At 36.7% G+C, this 22,866-nt stretch carries 16 protein-coding genes; 7 read left to right on the top strand and 9 right to left on the bottom strand.

The window, feature by feature from the left end; genetic code table 11:
- Positions 1-161: 161 nt before the first annotated feature.
- From REB14_RS14200 to REB14_RS14220, 5 genes are all read right to left on the bottom strand, one after another.
- Positions 162-1,397: an MFS transporter gene (locus REB14_RS14200; RefSeq protein WP_309522480.1), complete on the bottom strand. Its 1,236-nt coding sequence runs from the start codon at positions 1,395-1,397 to the stop codon at positions 162-164.
- A gap of 92 nt (positions 1,398-1,489) precedes the next feature.
- Entirely contained in the window at positions 1,490-1,852 is a 363-nt protein-coding gene (locus REB14_RS14205; RefSeq protein ID WP_309522481.1) for a hypothetical protein, read from the bottom strand.
- A 69-nt stretch (positions 1,853-1,921) separates the two neighbouring features.
- Positions 1,922-3,421 (bottom strand): GH3 auxin-responsive promoter family protein, encoded by a 1,500-nt coding sequence (locus REB14_RS14210; RefSeq protein WP_309522482.1) that lies wholly within the window; start codon positions 3,419-3,421, stop codon positions 1,922-1,924.
- 135 nt (positions 3,422-3,556) lie between these two features.
- Positions 3,557-3,853 (bottom strand): hypothetical protein, encoded by a 297-nt coding sequence (locus tag REB14_RS14215; protein ID WP_034691510.1) that lies wholly within the window; start codon positions 3,851-3,853, stop codon positions 3,557-3,559.
- Positions 3,854-4,034: 181 nt separating this feature from the next.
- The gene (locus REB14_RS14220) at positions 4,035-4,430 is read right to left on the bottom strand and encodes a hypothetical protein (RefSeq protein WP_309522483.1); all 396 of its coding nucleotides are present in this window, start codon (positions 4,428-4,430) and stop codon (positions 4,035-4,037) included.
- A 251-nt stretch (positions 4,431-4,681) separates the two neighbouring features.
- Here REB14_RS14220 and mfd point away from each other — a divergent pair, with 251 nt between their 5' ends.
- The 7 genes from mfd (at position 4,682) to pth (ending at position 13,521) form a co-directional block, all read left to right on the top strand.
- On the top strand, positions 4,682-8,050 hold the full coding sequence (gene mfd, locus REB14_RS14225; RefSeq protein WP_309522484.1) for a transcription-repair coupling factor: 3,369 nt from the start codon (positions 4,682-4,684) through the stop codon (positions 8,048-8,050).
- Positions 8,051-8,422: 372 nt separating this feature from the next.
- Positions 8,423-9,244: a hypothetical protein gene (locus REB14_RS14230; RefSeq protein WP_079240133.1), complete on the top strand. Its 822-nt coding sequence runs from the start codon at positions 8,423-8,425 to the stop codon at positions 9,242-9,244.
- Positions 9,244-10,065 carry a hypothetical protein gene (locus REB14_RS14235; protein ID WP_309522485.1) on the top strand — a complete coding sequence of 274 codons (822 nt, stop codon included), beginning with the start codon at positions 9,244-9,246 and terminating at the stop codon, positions 10,063-10,065. Before REB14_RS14230 ends, REB14_RS14235 begins: the two co-directional genes overlap by 1 nt.
- 7 nt (positions 10,066-10,072) lie before the next feature.
- Positions 10,073-10,810 carry a hypothetical protein gene (locus REB14_RS14240; RefSeq protein ID WP_079240135.1) on the top strand — a complete coding sequence of 246 codons (738 nt, stop codon included), beginning with the start codon at positions 10,073-10,075 and terminating at the stop codon, positions 10,808-10,810.
- A gap of 152 nt (positions 10,811-10,962) precedes the next feature.
- Entirely contained in the window at positions 10,963-11,838 is an 876-nt protein-coding gene (locus REB14_RS14245; RefSeq protein ID WP_079240136.1) for a hypothetical protein, read from the top strand.
- Between the two features lie 100 nt (positions 11,839-11,938).
- The gene (locus REB14_RS14250; protein WP_309522486.1) at positions 11,939-12,871 is read left to right on the top strand and encodes a hypothetical protein; all 933 of its coding nucleotides are present in this window, start codon (positions 11,939-11,941) and stop codon (positions 12,869-12,871) included.
- An 86-nt stretch (positions 12,872-12,957) separates the two neighbouring features.
- Entirely contained in the window at positions 12,958-13,521 is a 564-nt protein-coding gene (gene pth / locus REB14_RS14255) for an aminoacyl-tRNA hydrolase (protein WP_079240138.1), read from the top strand.
- Between the two features lie 95 nt (positions 13,522-13,616).
- Here the strand turns inward: pth and REB14_RS14260 are convergent, their stop codons facing one another.
- From REB14_RS14260 to REB14_RS14275, 4 genes are all read right to left on the bottom strand, one after another.
- Positions 13,617-14,543: a hypothetical protein gene (locus tag REB14_RS14260; RefSeq protein ID WP_309522487.1), complete on the bottom strand. Its 927-nt coding sequence runs from the start codon at positions 14,541-14,543 to the stop codon at positions 13,617-13,619.
- 322 nt (positions 14,544-14,865) lie between these two features.
- A complete protein-coding gene (locus REB14_RS14265; RefSeq protein ID WP_309522488.1) occupies positions 14,866-15,465 on the bottom strand; it encodes a porin family protein in 600 nt (199 codons plus the stop codon).
- A 292-nt stretch (positions 15,466-15,757) separates the two neighbouring features.
- Positions 15,758-16,285, bottom strand: coding sequence for a hypothetical protein (locus REB14_RS14270; RefSeq protein ID WP_309522489.1), 528 nt, complete (start codon positions 16,283-16,285; stop codon positions 15,758-15,760).
- The gene (locus REB14_RS14275) at positions 16,269-22,865 is read right to left on the bottom strand and encodes an RHS repeat-associated core domain-containing protein (RefSeq protein ID WP_309522490.1); all 6,597 of its coding nucleotides are present in this window, start codon (positions 22,863-22,865) and stop codon (positions 16,269-16,271) included. The genes REB14_RS14270 and REB14_RS14275 overlap by 17 nt, the downstream gene beginning before the upstream one ends.
- Position 22,866: the final 1 nt, after the last annotated feature.

The raw sequence follows: 22,866 nt of genomic DNA on the forward strand, positions 1-22,866 counted from the left end.
ATGTGGTTTTGATGAATATTTAAGGTTTAATTCTTTTATAAATTTTTAAAAAACAGCTATAAAACAAAAATCAGAATAGAACGTTTTCTATTCTGATTTTAAGTATTTCGAATTCTGGTTTTTTTTTGTGCCAGATTTTAAATAGTCTGATAAACAATAAATTAATATTGCATCTTTCTCAGTTTAGGATTGGTGCTTCCAACAACAAGAGCCACTAAAACGGTCATGCAGCCTCCAAATACCACAGAGCGCACAACTCCTAGTAATTTGGCCATAAGTCCACTTTCGAATTGTCCCATTTCATTGCTGGACATAATGAAAATTGAATTTACGCTCAGAACACGTCCTCTGATGTGATCCGGTGTTTTTAACTGTACAATGGTGCCCCGGATTACCACAGAAATTCCATCCAGCATTCCACTCATCACTAGGAACATGAAAGACAGCCAGTATAATTTTGAGAGTCCGAATCCAATAATGCATAATCCGAATCCGGTAACCACAACAAGAAGTATTTTTCCCTGATTTTTGCGAAGCGGAACAATAGATAAAATAGTAATGATACACATTGAACCGATGTCCGAAGCTGCATTCAGTAAGCCGAAACCTTCAGCTCCTGAATTCAGAATGTCTGTTGCAAATACGGGGATCATAGCTACTGCGCCGCCAAAAAGTACTGCAAACATATCAAGGCATAAAGCTCCCAGAATTTCTTTGGTTTTAAAAATATAAGAAATTCCTTCGCGCATGCTTTCTACTACATTTACCGTTTCTTTTTTGTATTCTGAATGCTGTTTGTGAAGCTGCCAGAAAAATAATGAAGCAATAAATATGAGTGCTAAAATAGCAACCAGAGTCCATTTTACACCGATAAATCCAATAAGAACACCTCCTATAGCATGTCCGCAAACAGAAGAGATCAGGAAAGTAGCCTGGTTCAGAGTTACGGCATTCGGAAGATTTTCCTTCTTTACAATTTTAGGAATCATGGAAGGAACTATAGGACCGATAAAGGCTCTTGCTATCCCAGTGAAAAAGATAACACCATAAATATAATAGGTAATCTGATGACCGGTAAAGTGCATTTCCACATCAAGAAATGCGGGAATCAGCAAAAGGCCAATCAGGAAAATATAAGCATAATTACAAATAAGAAGCAGTCTCTTTTTTTCATTCATATCAATAACATGTCCCGCATACAGCGCACAGCTTACCGCAGGAATCACCTCTGAAAGTCCGATAAGGCCTATCGAAAAAGGATCTTTTGTTAATTGATACACCCACCATCCAAGTAAAGTGGCAAGCATTCTGAAAGCTAAAACAATAAAAAATCTCCCGGTGAGAAGATTTCTGAACTCAACATTTTGTAATGTTTGTAACGGGGTAAAGGAAATCATGAACAAAAATAGCCCTAAAAATTTATTTAGGGCTATCCATATGACAATTTTTGAAAGATATATTAAATATATCTCAAAAGATAAAATCTATTTTAGTCAGCTCTTGATGAACTCAATACAATGGCGGCAACACCTGCAGCTCCGATAATTGTGGCTCCTGCAGCAATTCTTGCTTTTCTTCTGTCTTTCACAGCAGCTACATTGGATTTGGGAATAATCACTTCTGTACTATCTTTTTTACCGGCTGTTCCTACAATATTGTCACCAACGACATTTCTGAATAAGATGGTCTGCTTCGGAGAACCGTCTCTCATTGTTACTTTGTATACTTTTCCGGCTTCAAGATTAGAGTAGTTGTTTTTTGAAATATCTTCGCTGTATTTTGTAGTAGCACAAGATGTAATAACAAATAAAGATGTTAGTAAAGACGATTTCAACAGTACAGATGCTTTCATTATTTTCTTTTAGTTTTTCAAATTTATAATTTTTTTCGAATATACGTTTTCGGAATTGAAAAAATATGATTAAAGTTTGTAAATTTCTAAGAGATTTGCAATCTTTCTGTCATTAGCCAATCTAGGAGTCTTGTTTTGACCGCCCAGTTTTCCCTGAGACTTGGCATATTCATGAAAAGCATTTTTTTTAAGCCTCGTGATCTGTAATTTCTGTAAAATATTTCCCGAAATCAAATCATCATAGTAAGTATTTCTTGCCCGAAGCTGTTGATTCAGTTCATCTCTGAATGCTTCTAAATGCTCAGGTTCTTTTTCAAATTCAATCAGCCATTCGTGGTAAGGGAGGCCTTCAACCGGATTTACCTGTGGAGCCAGATGGAATTCCGTAATCTGTGCAGGGTGCTTTTCAAGGGTCGCTTTCATGGCTTCTTCTACCTCAATAGCAATTACATGTTCTCCAAATGCAGAGGTGAAATGTTTGGTTCTCCCGCTTACCAAAACCCTGTACGGATCTTTACTGATAAATCTTACAACATCTCCAATAGAATAAGCCCATAACCCGGAATTGGTCGTAAGAATCAATGCGTAATCTTTATGAAGTTCGATTTCTTTTAATGTTAATCTTCTTGCTCCAGGCTTACCATATTCTTCTAAAGGAATGAATTCGTAGAAAATTCCGTGATTAGTTAATAACAGTAGTCCTTCTTTGGTGTAATCATCCTGAAAAGCAAAGAAACCTTCAGAAGCTGGAAAAGTCTGAACAATATCCACTTTACCTCCCAGCAATTCTTCCATTTTATCACGATAAGGTTCATAGTTGACTCCTCCGGTTACAATAAGCTGAAGATTAGGGAAAAGCTGTTTGATCTTTTTACCATGTTTTTCTGTCAACTTCTCAAAATACATGATCAGCCATGGCGGAATTCCTGAGATCAGTGTCATGTTTTCATGTTCCGTTTCCTCAATGATTTTATCTACTTTGGCTTCCCAGTCTTCCATAATATTGGTTTCCCAGCTTGGCAGACGATTTTTCTGAAGATAATTAGGAATGTGATGAGCCACAATACCGGAAAGTCTTCCTGTTTTTATCCCAAATACTTCTTCCAGTTCCGGGCTGCCCTGCAGGAAAATCATTTTTCCATTCACAAAATCAGCGTTATTCTTCTTACTGATATAATGAAATAAAGCACTTTGAGCTCCGGCAATCTGAAAAGGCATTCCTTCTTTGGAAATCGGAATGTACTTGGAACCTGAGGTGGTTCCCGAAGTTTTGGCAAAATATTCCGGAGTTTCCGTCCATAGAATATTGGCCTGTCCTTTTTTTACTCTTTCAATATAAGGTTTCAGATCTTCATAATCGGCTACAGGAACTTTGTCCTGAAATTCCTTTACAGAATGAATGTTTTCAAAATCATGTTCCCGCCCAAAAAGTGTTTTTTGAGCTGTATTCACTAGAGAGATTAATAAGTCCTCCTGGTTTTTCTCAGCATTTTTTTTGAAATCCTCCGCTTTTTGAACATGTTTTTTTGCCCAGATCAGCGCTGCATTTTTCTTGAAGAAGTTTAACATGGGTCAAATTTATAAATAAGTAAAGAATCTGGAATCATTTTTTACAAAGCTTCACATAAAAAAACCGATGGAACAAGTTCCACCGGCTTTTCGAAATTTGATTATGAAAATAACAACTATATGTTAATGTTGTGCTTATTTGTTGGCTTTGTACCTTTTGTCGGGAGTACCGTCTTTTTTCAGGTGTTTGTTTTCTTTATATCTCTTATCCGGAGTGCCGTCTTTTTTCATTTTGGCAGCCGGTTGTGCAGGCTTCGCCGCTTTTGCATCCATTGCTGGTTTTGCAGCTTTTACTTCAGCTGGCTTTACAGCTTTTGCTGTAGTTGCTTTTACAGGTGGATGGGCCGTAGCACCTGTAGCGGGAGCAGTCTGCTGAGCAGTGGCAAGTCCTAATCCAAGGATCAAAGACATTGCAGATAAGAATTTTTTCATAAGAATTATTGTTTGTTTTTTGTTGAATAAAGATATACAAAAAGCAGGCTAGAAAATTGAGAATTTCAAACTTAACTAAAGTTTATTACAGCTTAAAAAAAAATTAAAACACTTCATTTACAATAAAAAAGCCTGTCTTTAAAGATAAAGACAGGCTTGAATAATATATAAATAGACATGGCTAGCGCGTACAATTGGCTGTCCACGTTTTGCCATCCTTGACATACAGAATTTTTAAAACATTATTATCAATTCTGATATAAGAAGTTGCTGTAGAGCCAATCATCACCAGAGTATGATCTCCTTCCTGATTAAACTCTATTCCGTTAAGATCCGGAATGCTGTTTGAGAAAGCGAAATTATACTTGGTACCGCTGGCGATTTTTGTTACAAATACACTTCCGTTATCGGTACTGATACTGGTAAAGCCTCCATCATTATAGGAAATCTTTCCTTTATAGGTTCCGGCAAAAAATTCATTGTTTACAGGGTCGTCATCTTTGCTACACGACGAAAAAGATAATGCTGTAAATAATAACAGCATCATAACTCCTAAGATTTTAATTGCTTTTTTCATAATATCATTCTTAAATGTTTGGTTGTATTTAAAAGGCCAAACACTATGCCATGAGGAGAAACTTGAATTTTTTTAACAGGTTATTAAATAAAATTGTAAAAAATTAAGATTTATTATCTAAGTGCTTCATTTTAAATCTGAAAGTTACTCTGCTTTTGAAACAAAGAAAAAAAATATCCGTACCTTTGTATATCATAAACGGTTTCGGAAAACTCCCGAAATCGCTTTTGTCGTTTATACCTTTACTATCTATGCAGTTAAAATCCATCAATGAAAAGTTCCTTCCAGACCTTATGCAGAAAGAGTTTGGGAAAGAAATTTTCACCCAGTTAGAAAACAGTCAGCATATTGCTGTAAAAGGAAGCGCAGGATCTTCGGTTTCTATTTTTGTGGCTGAGCTTTTTTTGGTTCAGAAAAAGAACATTCTTTATCTGGTAGATGATAAAGAAGATGCATTGTATGCCAATACAGAGATGGAAGATCTTCTGGGTAAGGATAAAGTGCTGTATTTTCCCGCAACCCATCTTGAACCTTATCAGGTGGAAAAGACTCAAAATGCCAATCTGGTGTTAAGGACTGAGGTTCTTAATAAAATCAATTCCGGAAGATCTCCCAAAGTGATTGTAGCTTATGCTGGTGCTTTATCTGAAAAAGTTTTGAAAAAAGAAGATTTTAAAGCAATTTCCCATCATATCAAAGTGGGAGATCAGCTGGATTTTGATTTTGTGGACGAACTGCTTAATCATTATCATTTCCAGCAGGCTGATTTCGTTTCTGAACCGGGAGAATTTTCAGTGAGAGGGGGAATTGTAGACGTATTTTCCTATTCACACGAAAAGCCATACAGGATTACATTCTTCGGTAATGAAGTGGAAAGTATTAAAACCTTTGATATCGAGACACAGCTTTCGGTAGATAAAGTAAAGGATTTCCAGTTGGTTTCCAATATGAATTTTTCTGTAACAGGAACGAGAGTCTCTTTGCTGCAGCTATTGCCTAAAGAAAGTTTTGTGGTTTCTAAAAACGGAATGGTGGGAATGCAGAAGATCAGAACATTCTACGAAAAGTCTTTGGAAAAATATGATACATTAAGTAAAGATATTGCCCACAGGACTCCGCAGGAACTTTTTATCTCTGATCAGGAATTTCTCTTCGATTATAAAAAATTCAAAACAGTTGATTTTGGAGGAGTAATCATTGAAGGATTGAAAGAAGTAACTGAAGTTAAAATGGAACAGCTTCCACAACCTTCTTTTCATAAAAACTTTGAACTGCTGATTGAAGATATTGAAGAAAAGCAGAATGGAGGGTTCGATACCTGGATTTCCTTTTCGACAGAAAAACAGAAAGAAAGACTGGAATCCATCTTTGAAGAGCTTGAACATGAGCTACCTTTTAAAAGCTTTAAGTCTGAACTTCATGAAGGATTTGTAGATAATGGGCACAAACTGCTGGTTTATACGGATCATCAGATCTTTGACCGTTATCAGAGATATAAAGCAAAAAATACTTTTGCAAAATCTGAACAGCTTACCCTCAAAGACCTGATGTCTTTAAAAATCGGAGATTATATCGCCCATATTGATCATGGGATCGGAAAATTTATGGGACTTGTAAAAGTTAATAATGATGGTAAAATTCAGGAATGCTTTAAACTGACCTATAAAAACGGAGATTTATTATATGTAAGTATTCACTCTCTGCATAAGATTTCGAAGTACAACGGACCGGATGGAAGAGAAATTGTGTTAAGTAAACTCGGATCTCCAACCTGGAAATCTTTGAAACAGAAAACAAAGGCGAAGGTTAAACAGATTGCTTTTGATCTTATTCAGTTATATGCCCAGAGAAAAACGGCAAAAGGCTTTGCGTATACTCCGGATTCCTATCTGCAGAACGAGTTGGAGGCCAGCTTTATTTATGAAGATACTCCGGATCAGGAAAAGGCTACCGTAGATGTAAAGAGAGACATGGAAGCAGATACAGTGATGGACAGACTTGTGTGTGGTGATGTAGGTTTCGGTAAAACGGAAGTTGCCATCAGGGCTGCGTTTAAAGCGGCAACAGATGGTAAGCAGGTTGCGGTATTGGTACCTACTACTATTCTTGCTTTTCAGCATTACAGAAGTTTCAAAGAAAGGCTTAAAGATTTTCCGGTCAATGTTGCATATGTAAACCGATTCAGAACGGCTAAGCAGAAATCAGAAACTTTAGAAGCTTTAAAGAACGGAAAAGTAGATATTATTATCGGAACGCATCAATTGGTAAGCAGTTCTGTAAAGTTTAAAGATCTTGGTTTATTGATTATTGATGAAGAACATAAGTTTGGGGTTTCAGTAAAAGATAAACTGAAAACTCTGAAAAATAATGTTGATACCCTGACGCTTACGGCAACTCCTATTCCGAGGACTTTACAGTTTTCGTTAATGGCTGCAAGGGATTTATCCGTTATCAAAACACCACCACCAAACAGGCAGCCTGTAGATACGCAGTTAATCGGGTTCAGTGAAGAAACTCTTCGTGATGCTGTTTCTTACGAACTTCAGAGAGACGGGCAGGTATATTTTATCAATAACAGAATTGAAAACCTGAAAGATATTGCAGGACTTATCCAGAGGCTGGTTCCGGATGCAAGAGTGATTACAGGACATGGGCAAATGGAAGGGAAGCAGCTTGAAAAGAATGTTCTGGATTTTATGGAAGGGAAATATGATGTTCTTGTGTCCACTACCATCGTAGAAAGTGGGGTAGACGTTCCGAATGCCAATACTATTTTCATCAATGATGCGCAAAGATTTGGAATGGCAGATCTGCATCAGATGAGAGGAAGGGTAGGGCGTAGTAACAGAAAAGCATTCTGTTATCTGATTACTCCGCCATATGATATGATGACTTCGGATGCCAGAAAACGTTTGGAAGCTATTGAACAGTTTTCAGATCTGGGAAGTGGTTTCCAGATTGCGATGAAAGATCTGGAGATCCGTGGTGCCGGTGATCTTTTGGGTGCTGAACAAAGTGGGTTCATCAATGAAATGGGGTTTGAAACCTATCAGAAACTAATGCAGGAAGCTTTAGAAGAGCTAAAAGATGATGCTGATTTTGAAAGTCTTTTTGAAAATGAAGAAGACAGACAAAAACTTTTCAAATCTGTGAAGGATGTCAACATTGATACAGATTTAGAGCTGATGTTGCCGGATTCATATATCTCCAATACAGAAGAAAGGTTGTTGCTGTATCAGAAAATTGCGGAAATTACTAATGAAGCAGACCTTCATCAGTTTGAACTGGAGCTGATCGACCGTTTCGGAGCATTGCCGAAAGAAGCTGTCAATCTTTTGAAGAGTGTTTCCTTGAAGTGGCTTGCTTCTGATATCGGTTTTGAAAAGATTGTCATGAAAAATGGTGTATTTTTAGGATACTTCCCGGGGAATCCTCAGGATAAGTTTTATCAGACAGACAGATTCCGACATATTATTAATTATCTGACCCGAAATCCGGCTGAAGCCCAGCTTAAAGAGAAGTCAGGAAAAGAAGGTAATCAATTGATGATGAGGAAAGAAAGAGTGAAAAATGTAGATGAGGTCAATCTGCTGTTAAAAGCAATTATTGAACATGATTAAATTTATTTTCTATTTGCTGGAAATAATATCATAAAAATTATTAGAAACGTGTAAAAAGATTAATTTTTACACGTTTTTTTTGTGATTGTTATCATGTTTTTCTTTTGTAATATTCCTGTTGAAGAGAATTAAGGCTGTTTTTGAGGGGTTGAAATCACTTTCCAATGATAAAAAAAATCCTGTAAACCCCCGTACAGTAAGGGTTTGAGATGTTGTCTTATTGTTTTTATACATGGAAAGTAGAGTTATGTAGTAATAATTCTACTTTTTAGTATTATTAATTCTATGCTCTAATGTGTTTATTTCTATAGGTTTATAGATGTATAACTGGAATTTTTTGGACTTCGTTGCTTAACTTTGCAGTCCTTAATTATGAAAACAATTATACATTGCTGCGTGGCAGGACTTTTTTCGTTCTACGCTAACGCACAGGTGGGAATAGGTACTGCAAAACCGAAATCTGTTCTTGATGTGAACGGAAAAACCACCTTAAGAAAAGAACTTAGAGTAGGCGGGACTTCAACTCAGGCTGGAAATGCCGGGTTAAACGGCCAGGTTTTGGTTTCTCAGGGTGAGGGTTTACCTCCTGTGTGGAAATCTTTGAATGTTTCCTTTATGGAAGAGGGACAGTATAAGCTGATTAATTCTTATCTGTCGTCTGATCAGTTAGGGGTTACCTCTCTTTCTAATGGAGTTGCCGGGGATAATATCTATACAAGCAAAGTGGGAGATAATGTCACTGATGTAGCTAAAGGTAACTGGAAAAAGATTGATGGTCTTAATAATTCATTTACAATCAAAAACGGGAAAAACAGGATCACTTATCAGTTTCAGTCAGGCATTGAAATGAAAGCACAGTCATCTACCACTATAGAAAGTGTCAGATTTGCCTGTGGTGTTTTCAGAAACGGTTTATTGGTGGCTGTACGTCCGGATAGGATCGCTACGAATAACAACAGTGGAAAAAATGGTCTTCAGGACTATATCTTTACCCTCAATTATACGGAACAGAATGTCCCTGTAGGGGTTCATAATATTGAAATTGCATGCCGAAAGATTGATACTTCAAATTCCACTTCAGAATTTTCAATCGGAAGTAATGTACAGTCTTCAAGTGGAGTATCCAGTTCGTTTACTTTGGAATCTACCATGAAAATGGATGTTATCGAATACGTGAGCTATAAAACTAACTAATGATGAAAAAACTATTATCAACACTGCTTTTTAGCATAGGACTTTTGGCAACAGCTCAGGTAGGAATAAAAACAGATACCCCAAAAGCACAGCTTGATGTAAACGGAGATGCCAACCTCAGAAATAAGATTGGTATTTTTAATGCCACAGATAACACCGTATTTCAGGGAAATAATGATCAGCTTTTGGTTTCCAGAGGTGAGGGTTTTGCTCCCATCTGGAAATCCCTTCGTATTCCTGAATATGAACCGAATAAATTTTATCTGATCTACAACAACTCCTTTTCAGATAAAGTAGGAGTTACATTTACCTCTTCAGAAGATTCTACGATAGGTTTCGCTTCAAGAGGGGCAACTTTTACCAAAGGAAAAGAACTTAACAGTCTTCCGGGTTTTAAAAAAATTACGAATCTTTCAAAGACGATCAGTGTATTCAGTACTCAAAGTAAGGCTTACTTCCAGTTCGAAACAGTGGTTCAGGCTGACTTTGGAGCAGTAGGAACAGTAGATACTTCAATAGATTATGCTTGTGGTATTTTTGTAGATGGTAAACTGGTGAACCTGAGACAAAGGAATTTAAAGGCAATTACCAGTACACATCCGTTTCTTACCCATACTCAGATCGGGATTGTAGATAATCTTGCTAAAGGAGATCATACGGTAGACGTTGCCTGTACAAGATTGGGCTCTTACGGAGCTTCCAGCAATAAACTTTCGATAGGAATTAATGGATATACTAACATTAATGACTTTATTGCACAGTCTTCTCTAAAAGTTGATGTATATGAAGTTCCAGAAGTGTTTAACACAATTATAAACTAAGCAGGTCATGAAAAAAATACTATTTGTAACATCACTTCTTTTGGCTGTTATAGTAACTGCACAAGTGGGAATTAATACTCCTAATCCAACGAATATGCTGGATGTAAATGGAGATCTGAATATTGGAAAAGAATTAAGAACAGGAGGTACTGATGTACTGAAAGGGTCTGCCGGAACAGCAGGTGATATCCTGCATAATAATACAGATTTAAACACCAATGACTGGAAAGCGATAAAAATTGCTGACGGGCAGGGAAGTATGTCTGTATTTTCAATAAATACGGTTTCAGACAAGACCGGAGTTAGTTTTTCAGGAAATAATGGTTCAACTAATCCTTACGGTGACGGAGATCCGTTAAATGCGAATTGGTCTGTACTTACAGGAACAATGGATACTTTCTCTGTGACCAATCAAACGAATAAAGCTACTTTTTCGTTTCAGACAACAGTACAGAAAACAGGCTCCAATTCTGCAAGTTTTGCCTGTGGGGTATTTGTAGACGATGTGTTGAGAGCAGTAAGAACTGATGTATTGCTTGGAGATCCAGGAGCATACAAAATTTTTAATCTTAATGCAACACTGACTAATCTTATGCCTAAAAATGATTATAAAGTTAAAGTTGCCTGTACAAAAAGAGCTATTTCCGGATCGACACTTGGAGTAGGAACTGCGGTGAATACTACCTTCCTCAATAGTGATATGTCACAGTCTGTTTTGACAACATCGATATTGCAACCTTATTAATTTTCATCATAATACAATAATAGGAAATCTAAAAACGTTATGTTTTTAGATTTTTTTTGTTTATTAAGTCTATTTCTTGTGAATTTGTTCAGATAAAGTAAAGTGTATTATCGAAAATTGAATTATATTTGGACAAGCTAAAAAAATTCTATATGGTAAAAAACTATTTTTTTAAAATATTTGCCGGTATTGCTTTTCTTGGGCTGCTGACAGCATGTAATACTACCTCAGATCCCACAGAATCCATCCCGAATCCTGATGAAGGAACTCCTCCTAAAAAGATTTTAACGAAGGTAAGCTCGAATAATATTTCTCAGGAAGACTATACTACAACCGCTGTAACCGGAGATCTGCAGACTGCTGTCTCTAAAGATGAATCTTTTGCCGGAACTGCTTATTATACAGGAACTGTAACGTATACCAATAAAAATATCACTAAAATTAAATATGTAAGTTCAGCGGCATCCAGCCTTGCTTATGAATTTAATATTGTTCCTGATGCTACAGGTAAAAAGATTTATAATGCTACTTCTACAGCAACGGGGGCAACTCCATCTGCTTCTGTTGTAAGCGACTATACATTTACGTATGATCCGGTTAACAGCAGACTTACCAAAATTCTTGAGAAGAGAAAAGAAGCAGGCATCAGTGCCTATAACAAATTCATTGATTATTCTTTTGTGTATAATGGAGAAAATGTGATTCAGGTCGTTCGCTCCAAAGGTCTGCTGGATATCAACGGAAACCCGAATATGAGTACGGCGGTAATAAGCAAGTTTAGTTTTCAAAACTATGATGCTCAGAAAAGCCCATATTCTACACTGTCATCAGTGTATTTCATCACACGAAGTCTGATCGATCCTGCTCAATTCTATAAAATATCTCCGAACAATCCTACTTCTATGTTTATAGAATTGCCATCACCAGCTACTCCTGTTAATACTTCTCAAAGTTATTCTTATGATAATCAAGGGTATGTGGTTGTTGAAAAAAATCAGAATGTAACTTTTACCTATAAAAACTTATAGAAGAAATAGAGTTATTAATCTTACCAGAATATAAATAATAATCTAATTTTTAGGCAAAAAAAAATTATATTTGTCAAAAAAAATAATCAATTACAAGGAAATGAAGCAAATTTTCTATTTTATTTTACTAATCGCAGGTTTTTCCTCAATACATTCCTGCAAAGACATGCTGGATGAGGATGGAAATCCATTGTTGGATCTTAACAATACAGGAGGCTTAAGCGGTCCCAGAGCATTATACAGAGAAATTACAGATAAAGATACTATCGCAGAATATCAGTACAGCGGGCTTCTTGTGACTAAAGTAATCACAGACAGTGCTTCCATCACTGATATTATGTACAGTGGTGATAAAATCAGCCAGATTAATTTCAATGGTTTCCTTGATCTAGACGGAAACGGAAAACTGGATAAAGACAGTGTATCATACACTCAATTGTTCACTTATGCAAACAATAACAAACTGCAGCTGATTTCTGAAAGTCGTTCAATTTTCAGAAGACCTCCGCCAGTACCACCGGCAACTACTCCCGGACCACAGACATTACTGAAAAAAGAGAAAACTGCTTATCAGGTTAAATACAATACTGCTACAGGAAAACTGGATTCAATCATTATGAGAAACGGACCGGATGTTCCAGGAGCTCCGCTTAACTTCACAGATTATTCTAAAACAGGTTATACCTATGTAGGAGACAATGTATCTAAAGTAGTAAGATACTATGGAACAATGACTGGTGGATCGTTTGGTGCTGTTACCGGAAAATATAGCTACGAATACTATGCTTATGATGACCAGGTAAGCCCATTCACATTGCTGCCACACGTATATAAAATTTCAAGATTATTATCTACGGTAATTAATGATAAAGAAAGTCTTATCTTATCTCCAAACAACCCTAAGAGATGGTCGGTAACAGATCTTACACCACCCATCCCAACACCGATAGTGAAGAGTACTAATTACGTTTATGATCCTCAGACTTACATGACAAAAGGATATGGCGTTAATTACATCTATAAACCACAATAGAAGATTTTTTTAACAATATTCAAACTCAATCTTTCCTAAGATTGAGTTTTTTATTTTTTATCCCTTAATTTTGCAAAAAATTTCTGATGAAATATTTAATTGTCGGGCTTGGTAATAAAGGCTCAGAATATGAAAATACACGACATAATATAGGTTTTAAAGTAGCTGAAAAAATAGCTGAAACTCTCGAAGTATCATTCAATACCTCCAACTTTGGCTGGCTGGCTGAAGGAAAGCACAAGGGCAGAAAAGTTTTTGTTCTTAAACCGGATACTTACATGAACCTTTCTGGTAATGCAGTGAAATACTGGATGCAGAAGGAAAATATTCCCTTGGAAAATGTACTGATTGTTACCGATGATCTGGCTTTACCTTTCGGAACTTTAAGAATGAAAGGAAAGGGCTCTGATGCGGGGCATAACGGACTTAAAAATATCAATGAAGTATTGCAGACTCAGAACTATGCAAGGCTGCGTTTTGGCATCTCTGCTGATTTTTCTGCCGGAAGACAGGTAGATTATGTTCTTGGAACGTGGAATGAAGAAGAAACAGAAAAACTTTCGGAGAGAATTGAAACTTTTTCCAAGGCAAGTCTTTCTTTCGTATTTGCTGGATTGAATAATACAATGTCTGCATTTAACGGGAAATAATTTCTAATTAGGATAAAGAAGCTCTGAAATTAAAATATAGTTTATCATATTGAATGACTGCCTTATTATTGAGGCAGTCATTTATTTATGTACTTCTAAAATTTTTCTGCTGGTTTTATAATTAATTTATCATCTTTCCTGATAAACAATATCCATATCCAAGGAATAAATGATAATAAAAAGGATAGAATAATGTTCTCCATAAATATTTCATTTGCTGCAGGGTTTGTTTGAAACTCAGATATCGCCTGATTAATTGTAAGCCCTTGTTTTACCAATAAAGCAATTACAGTGATAACATTGGCTATAAATATGCTTACAATATTTGTGAAGAAGATAATATATCTTGTCGGTTTTCCACGAAATCCTTTGAAATAATCATAGCCTAAAAAACCAAGAAGTGCAATAACAAATGCCATTCCTGAGGAAATACCTCCTAAATATACAGCAAGTAAGACCCAAAGTATAATGGCAGGAATTGAAAAAAGAATGGCTCCTAAAAATCCTGTCAGATAGCTTTTCTCTTTTGAAATTCTTTCCTTTTCAATTTCATAGAATTTATCATCTGTCTGTTTAAAACAATGATCACAAAGGAGTACACCAGTATGGTTAAGGTCGTAATAGTGAATACCTTCATTTGTTTCACAGCTATGACAATGGTTTTGTTCTGGTATGTTCAGTTTTTTTAGTAGATCAGCCATAAAGTCAAACAGTGCATAAACAGTTCTGATTTTAGTAGGCATTATATTTTCAGTGAATTTGAAAAAAATAGTATTTTCTCTAATTTCAAAGAGGGTAAATCTTAATCTTTTTCTGTTTCCTGTTAACTCTGTTTTGATTTGTTGCCTTTGTTCCTCGGTTAAATTGCCGGTTGTTACTGAAACATATTTGTATTGAGGAGTATGTATTATACTTGCGTCTGAAACATTGAAAAAATAGCCTTTGTAAAGTCCGAATACCTTATGATTTGTTTTATGCCATCCAAGGTCTCTGCCTATTTTTTTTGCTTTGGGAAAAATCATATGTGTTTATTTTGTTCTTATTCTGAAAAACAGGCGGCATGTTTATACCATCTGAAATAATGATTAAGTTATCCATTTAAAAATAAAATCATATTCTTTAGAGAATCCTTCATTTTGTTCTCATTGCTGGTCTTCCATTTTATTAGGATTTCAGTTGCTGTTGTTGGCTGCTCACCCATTTAAAGCTATGCAAAAACAAAAAGTAGCACTCAAAATTCTCTGTTAAGTTTATTAAGAAAATTAATAAATGAGGTCGTTTTCACGAGTTGTGAGACGACCTCGTTTATTTTGTGTATTTAAGAATATTCTCTTTTTTTCCTATTTAGAAATAGTAATTCACACCTAGCTGTAAATTAGTGTTTTTGGAAGGTTCTTCAGCGTCATCTTTGACAATTTTTGTTAATCCGGCAATATAACGGACATTGACCCCGAGGCTGGGAATAAATTTATATCCGAGGCCAATCCCTAATCCAAAATTAAACGTGCTTAATAAGCTTTTATTATCCCAGCTAAGTGATTCTCCGAGAAAATATTCTTTAGCTTTTGCATTGATAAGGAAGCCAAATTCAGGTCCTGCTTCCAGATAAAATTTAGGAGTGGCATTGTACTGAATCATTACAGGAACATTGATATAGTTAAGGATTTGCTTGATATCCTTTACAGGGATAGCTCCCAAAAGATATTTATCTTTTGCCTTTGTCCCCTGTTGGCTGTACACAACCTCCGGCTGAATACTAAATACTTCAGAAATAGGGATGTTTACAAAAGCTCCGGCATAAAATCCGAGTTTTGATTTGGTATCACTTCCGGATATACTAGAAAGGTTACCTCCGGCTTTAACACCAAATTTAGGTCCGCCTGTTGATTGAGCAAATGCCATAGTTCCTATAACTATGCATACGCTTAGTAATTGTTTTTTCATATAATATGTTTTTAAAAAATTATAGAGTATTATAATCAGATATTGCTGTTTACGCTATTCTTGTGAGGTTAATGTTTTTTTCTTCTGTAAGGTTGCCTGTGGTTACAGATACAAATTTGTAGTGAGGGTTGTTTATCAGGCTTACATCTGAAACAATACCTGGTAGTACAAATTTAATAGTTCCAGGATTGCTTGTGATAAGAAGAACAGAAGCAGGAATACTCCTACTTCTGTTTTCAAATTGTTTCTCTTGGTTTGGGATATTACATTAAGGAAAAGAAAAAGCTTTTTATTAGCCTAATCCTATTATTTCTTTCCCAACAAAAATCCATTTGCCATTATCCTGTTTAAAGTGATAAATTTCAAATTTCGCTCCACTACCTAAAGATTTAACTACTTCAATTGATGCATATTTATTATTTTTACTTATAATAAAATTAACAAAAGAGATATTAATCATATCACTTTTCTTATGAAATTTATTGTCTGTATTTAAAGAAATTAAATGATTTCCTATTTTTTTTGGAATTTGTTCAATTTTTATTTGGTGTTTAAATATTTCTTCATTATTTAAATTGAATTTATTTTGAAATTTCTCAACTACCATTTTTTGATCTGATTTAATTTCACCCACATATTGATAAATACCTACAGATAAAGGTCTTCCAGATACATCAAAATAATCTAAATTATCTAATAAAGTAGGGACATTTTCAGTGATTAGTTCTTTACCTAATTGATTTTTTTCTTTCTTATTTTGACAAGAAAACAAAGTAATATAGAGTAATATGAACACGAAATATTTAAAATTTCCAACCATGCATATTTGTTTTATATAAATTTTCATCGTAAGGCCAAAATATTCCTGTGGCTCGTTTTTCAAAAGCGTTTCCATATTCGTAATTATAATTATCTAATCCTTTTTTAAATCTCACATAATGCACAAGTTCATGTAAAGTAGTTATACCTAATGCAAAAGAATAAGCATTGATAGCCGTTTGTACAGTTAACCTTTCCAGAGTCATAACTCTAAGTTTGTTAATTGTAATATTAAAAGGTGAATATGCACTTGTTTTACCTCCTACATTCCATTTATCCTTATAATCATTTCCATTACCGCTATGAAATACAGATTCAATTACGTCAATCTTAATTGGAAGTTTCTGAATACTTTCCATATTTAATAATTTTAGCATTTCCTCTCTAGATGCTTCAGAATTGTCCATAAATGCTTGAGATATAATATCATTTCCAGAAACGAAACTATGAAGCTTAGTTAATACTTTATAATATCTAGGATATTTTGATTTAATTTCATTGATGCTAATTGACTCTGTATCAAACAAATCCTTATCGTCTGTAGAAGCAAAATATTTATAGCCCAAAGCTGTTATATCTGTGAAGGTCATTTTATTTTCAAACACGCTACTGGCATATGTTATTCCTCCAATAACACCGCCTAAAAAATTACCACCTGTAAATGCGGAGTTCAGTCCTCCTGAGACAATACTTGGCAATATAAACTTAATAGCTCCGGGGTTGCTTGTGATCGTTCCCAGTGTTCCTGAGATTGCCATACCACCAATAGCACCTCCCAATACGGCACTCCACGACTTCTGCCAATTCCATTTTCCGGGATTCCAGTTGCCATTATTGGCAGCCACGCCATTTAAATATCCTCCAACAAAAAATCCAATAACCCAGGGTAAGGGTATAAACTCTCCACTAGGGTCATTGTACATCAGCGGATTATTCATCACATACCCGTACTTGTTATAGTTCTGGGTATTGGTAGGGTCCTGTATATTTTCATCCGCATTTAAGAACCTTCTAAGAAGAGGATTATACAATCTTCCATTCATGTGGATGATGCCTACGCTCGTAAAGTGCTCATGTCCTGTATACCCACGGTCAATAAGAAGATCCTTCGACAGGCTCAGAATGACATCCCTGCTCGTGTTAACAGCTCCGTTCCCAATCTTCAGGTGGGTAAGATTACCCCATGCATCATAGTGTCTTTGTTCCAGTTTGTTTCCAGCCTGGTCAGATATCGCGAGGATGCTGCCTATATAATCTTTGTGCAAAAATTTAAAAGAACCGCTGCTCTCTCCAAAGTTTTTCAAATATACAATATCAGATTCATACGGAGTACCGCCAATATATAAAATATGCTTTTCTTTTGCGCTTACAAGATCTGTTACAACCTCGAAGCTGCCATCCTCATTATAGAATTTTGTAAACGTACTTTGCCATGTATAAGTAGGCTTGGGGCCAGGTATCGGAGACTGTTTTAATTCTATAATGTCTACACGCTGCCTCATACTGCTTAATCCATAATCAAAGCTGATACGAGCCTTCTCTCCATCTATCTGTACAGGGTCATTATTCTCATTGTAAACAACGGTCTGGATAAGATCACCATTATAATTCTGCACACCGCTATTATTAAGGCTCATTCCGGTAGTCTGATAAATTTTAGTGGAATTTTCGAATTTCATTATACCCACCTGATCATTCTCCATTATTCTGCCTTTGATGTCGTATATATTTCTGTTTGCAGGAGGCTTGATTCCTGTTATTGGATTGGTCCAGTTGATAAGACGGTTATTATCGTCATAATCAAAATTTTCAGAAATGCTGAGATCTCCTCCGGTGGTTCTGCTTTTAAGTTCATTTTTAATAGCATCAAATGAATAAGACAATTGCAGAATGGAAGGCTTTACGGCTGATGAATGATTGGTATTGGTCAGAAAGCCATTTGCATCATATGTATTTGTAATATTCGCTGCTCCCAGCTTCGAAGTCAGTGCCTGCCCCATCGCGTTGGTTGTCTGCAGCTCCCAGAGAACTTTTCCGGTCGTTTTATCCTTTATCTGATATAATTCCCCATTCCAGGTATTGTAAATATTTTCAATCGCAACTAAAGTAGTGATCCCCGACTGCAGTTCTTTTTCATAGGATACTACCCTGTTTTTATTGTCATAAATAATATTCTTATGTTTATAATATCTGCTGTTGCTGTTTTCCGTAGAAGATGATAGCCTTCCTTGTGGATCATATGTAAGACCGGTACTGAACGAATTGCCTTTAGAAACTCCGGATTTTGAAATCAGCATTCCTTTGTTGTTATAGGCAAAAGAAATTGTTTTGTTTGTTGCCTGCCCACCATCTGTAGTTGAGAGTTCTTTCTGGGAAACCAGCTGCCCCAGATTATTGTAGGTGTATTCTTTCGTTCCTTTCGGGCTTATTGCTTTCTTAGCTTGTCCAAGCCCGTCATACTCATACTTGTATAGTCCGTTGGAAGGATCATTAAATTCAACTTTCCTGCCCCATACATCATACAGTGTGGTAACCGTATTTTCGGCATACTGCGCCTTGATCTGCTCTCCGGCTGCATTGTAAGAAAATTTTATGGTTCCCCCTTTATCGGTGGAAGTAATGGTATTTCCTAAAGCATCATCCGTTTTGCTCGTTGTTCTTCCATAATCTGCAGTATTGGATTCCTTTACAGAGGTTGTTAATCCGGAAACCGTGGTTTCTGTCTGCTTGCCTGTAAATGCTGTAGCCGTTACCTTCGCTGGATATACAGAATCATCATAGCCAATGGTATTCCATTTGCTGGCACTTTGCCCTTCGAAATACGGTTCGGATTCCTTGACTTTTCTTCCGAAAACATCGTACTGCGTTTCCCTCGAAACATATTGTCCCGACCCAAAAGCCTTAGTTGTTGCCTTATATACCTGCCCAAGTTTGTTGGTCAATGTTTTGGAGATATTACCATCCGGTTCGTTTCTTGTTACCGTTACATTGTCGTTGGAATCTCTATCATAAAGATATGTAGTAATACCTTGAAGACTGCTTTCAGAGGTAAGAATTTTCCCCCAATTATCATAAGTGCTTACAAGGGTATTTCCTAACGGGTCGGTCTGGCTCGTCACCTGTCCCCAGCTATTATAGGCGAACTGTGTCTGTAATCCTAAGTGGTCTGTTTTCTGAATGATAAATCTTCCTGTGGGATCGTACTGTGATGTGGTTGTACGGATCTGGGAATCTATGCTGTTGGAAAGTGTTTTTCCAGTGATATTTCCAAAACCGTCATAGCTATAGGTTTCAAGGATATTGCCTGTATTATTCCGGTTCCATTTTTTCAACGATTTGATACGGTTATTTTCATAGGTATATTCGTCTTTGCCGGACTGGCTGTCTCCGTAGGCCTGCTGCGTTACTGTCTTAGATTTCAGGCGTCCAATATAATAACCATTGCCACTTCCCGAAGGATTATGTTCATATTCAGATATAGAACTTATAACCCCATAGTTGTCATTAACCTTGGAATCTGTTTTCAGTGGAAGGTAGTACTGTTCGTAGATGATATTGTCTTCTTTGACAGTTCCTGTTAAGAAATCTTTTACCCTGCTTCTTGCTGGCAGAATAACAGTCACCACCTTTGGCTTGTCTGCATCGGAAACAGAAGTTACTTGCTGCCCATTCAAGAGTTTAATGGTCTGGTAAACGGTAGATTTTAAGCTTAAAAGCTGGGTATTATTTTCTGTGAGATCATCAGGAAAAATCATTGCTTCATCACCACTATATTTTACAGTCCACTCTTTTAATGGAATACCGTCATTTAATGGATCAGTTTCTACTCCTGACCAGATGATGGTGCTCGCAAGCCGTGAGTTTCTCCAGGAGGATCTCGCCATTTTCTTAAAGCCAACAATTCCTTTACCAAGAATATTGGCAGTAAGCCCCCTATATCTGAATTCCCGTCTCAACTTCACCTTTTCAGGGTCAGAGAGGAACTGGTCAGGTCTTAATGGGGCTTGAGTCATTTCAGAAACTACATATATGCCGTAGGACTGGTCAATCCCAACATAAGGATAGTTTTCAGTTTTGATTGGCTTATACAGTTCACTGTTGTTTCCCAGAAACTTATAAAAAATTTCTGTGGTTATTCCTCCCTGCTCGATCGTTTTGATATGGGTTTCTTGTCCCATGTCTATATAATAGCTGGAGGCAACCTCCTGCTCATTGTTAAAACCATAATTTTCTCCATTCATAGATACCAGCATTACGCTTTTGAGCATTCCTCCGGTCCACTGGTCTACAGCAAGCCCTACAACGTCCCTGCGGTTCGGTAGCAATTCAATATTTGTATAATATTGACCGTTAAGATATACCGCTTCATTCCATGTACCATAGACATTGGCCATAGGAGGAAGTTCCCCGGCAGAAGCAGAAAGTATCTTTACCTTCGCTGTGTAATTTCTCCTATATTTATATCCTGGTTGGGCGCCGTCCTGGTTAGCATCATAAATATAACTTCGTCCCCCTTCCAGCATCACAAGCTCGGTTTTTCCGTCATTATTAATATCATAGGCGACAAAAGTCCTTGGGTTAGCCACGAAGAGATTGTTAGTCTGAGGGTCAGTTGTAATCCTTCGGGTGGGCTCCGGACGGTAGAAAACTTTGGTTTCTTCCTTAAAGCCATTACCTTTGGATGTATAGAGATACCAGATAGCTGAAGTTGCAGTGCCAGGCATCATCAGATCACTAAGACCATCCCCATTATAATCTCCTACAACAGTATTTTGCCAGTAGCCCTTGATCGTTTCATCATTAGCGGGTTTAAAAGGAGCTATAAAGGACTCGTACTGCCCCGAAGAATTTTTCTGGAAAGTGATCAAAACAGGCTTTAAGTCCTGGCTGAGCTTCATAAGGTCAAAAACTCCATCACCATTGAAGTCTCCTGACCAGTATTGTTTCAATACATCCTGATCAAGCTTATCATAATCAGGATAAAGCTCAAGCGGATAATACCAACCATTGCCTTGGATAGATTCATCAGGATCTGCCACATAATACCTCATTGTAGTGGTACAGTCATGAGGAAGCCTGGATCCCGGATCAATAGTCATCGGATAACATTCCCTGTCACTTAACGAAATAACCAGCTCATTGAGACCATCCCCATTAAAATCCACGCTTCTGATAGCCGTAACGGTTGTCTTTATCCCATTACTTATGGTTCCCGTTGAAAAATCATAATCGGCACCAGGAATAGTCTTCGTATAATCCAGGACCAGCTGGTTATTTTCAGAAAGTCCGTAGAATGAAAGTACCAGGTCTGTTTTGGAAGTAGAAGTATTAAGCACTTGTTTTTTAAGCACGAATCCCTGCCGATTTCGGATAAGATTTCCCTTTCTAAGATTAACAACGGCAGCATTGCTAACTCCTGTTACGATATTGCCCACATATGTAATGGCAGCTCCATTGTAAGAGGCATGCTTCAAATAATTATTATAAAGATAGAGTCCTACCTGTGGTATATTGTTTGAAGTTTGGGAGTGATACCTTAATACATCAAGATATCCATCACCATTAAAATCTCCCACTACATCATTCGCATCAGGTCTGATTGTATACGAATTATCCCAGTTTTTATTCTTAAAAATGGATTCTTCATAGGTAAACTTTACAGGATTAGCTTCTTCATTATTACTGTTTGAAACGGTGATCTTTTCAATTAACTTATATTGATTGTCACTATGGTTCATGTAAGCAATATTGTATTTCTTAAATTGCTTGCTATTGGATAAGACTACAATAGACTGAAGAATTTTCGATTGAGAAAAGAGATTTCCCTTGATGTAAGCCGTTTCCGGATATGGTCTTGTTGCAAAATTAAAATTAATTTTATTGATATGGTTTGTACCCGTGTTTTCGTTTCCTCCCCACTCAATACTACTGACTACAGAAACATTATCCTCGGAAGTATAATTATAGGTAATATAATTTCCATCAGTATCCTTTGTTTTGACAATATTATAGTCAATTGGCGTTCTGGCCTGGCTGCTTCCCGAAGCTGTAGCTCCGTACCAGGTTTGTGAACCGTCAGGAGAGGTCACCTCCCAATATTCAGGTCCCTGCCAGCTTTGTCCTGTAATATTTCCTATAGATTTTATTCTTAAGTTAGAATACTTTTCTGTTACATACTCTGCACCGTCTTTCCCATATTCCCCGGATTTGAGGATTAATCGCTGCCCGTTAAAGCTGTAATAATCTGAATAATCCAACTGTACGCCTTTGGTAATACGATCCTTTTCAAGTGTTTTACCGACTCTTGATATTGAGCTAAGCCCTGTAATATTCCAACCATAGCCTGCCAGGCCGTTTCCACCACCACTTACGTAGACCAAACTGATGCCGGGAGCTGCATTTTTAATTCCCGGAGGAAGGTCTATAGGAAGAGTGTATTGCAGCTGCCCTGCGCCGGTAACATCTATATTTCCTTTGGTGTCATGAAATTTCGGAGCCGGGGTCTGAGAAAAACAGAATACAGATATAAAAGATAATACAAGCGATGAAAACAGCTGCATTTTGTTATTGTACTTTTTCATA

Source organism: Chryseobacterium metallicongregator, from assembly GCF_031324065.1.
GTDB classification, from domain to species: Bacteria; Bacteroidota; Bacteroidia; order Flavobacteriales; family Weeksellaceae; genus Chryseobacterium; species Chryseobacterium metallicongregator.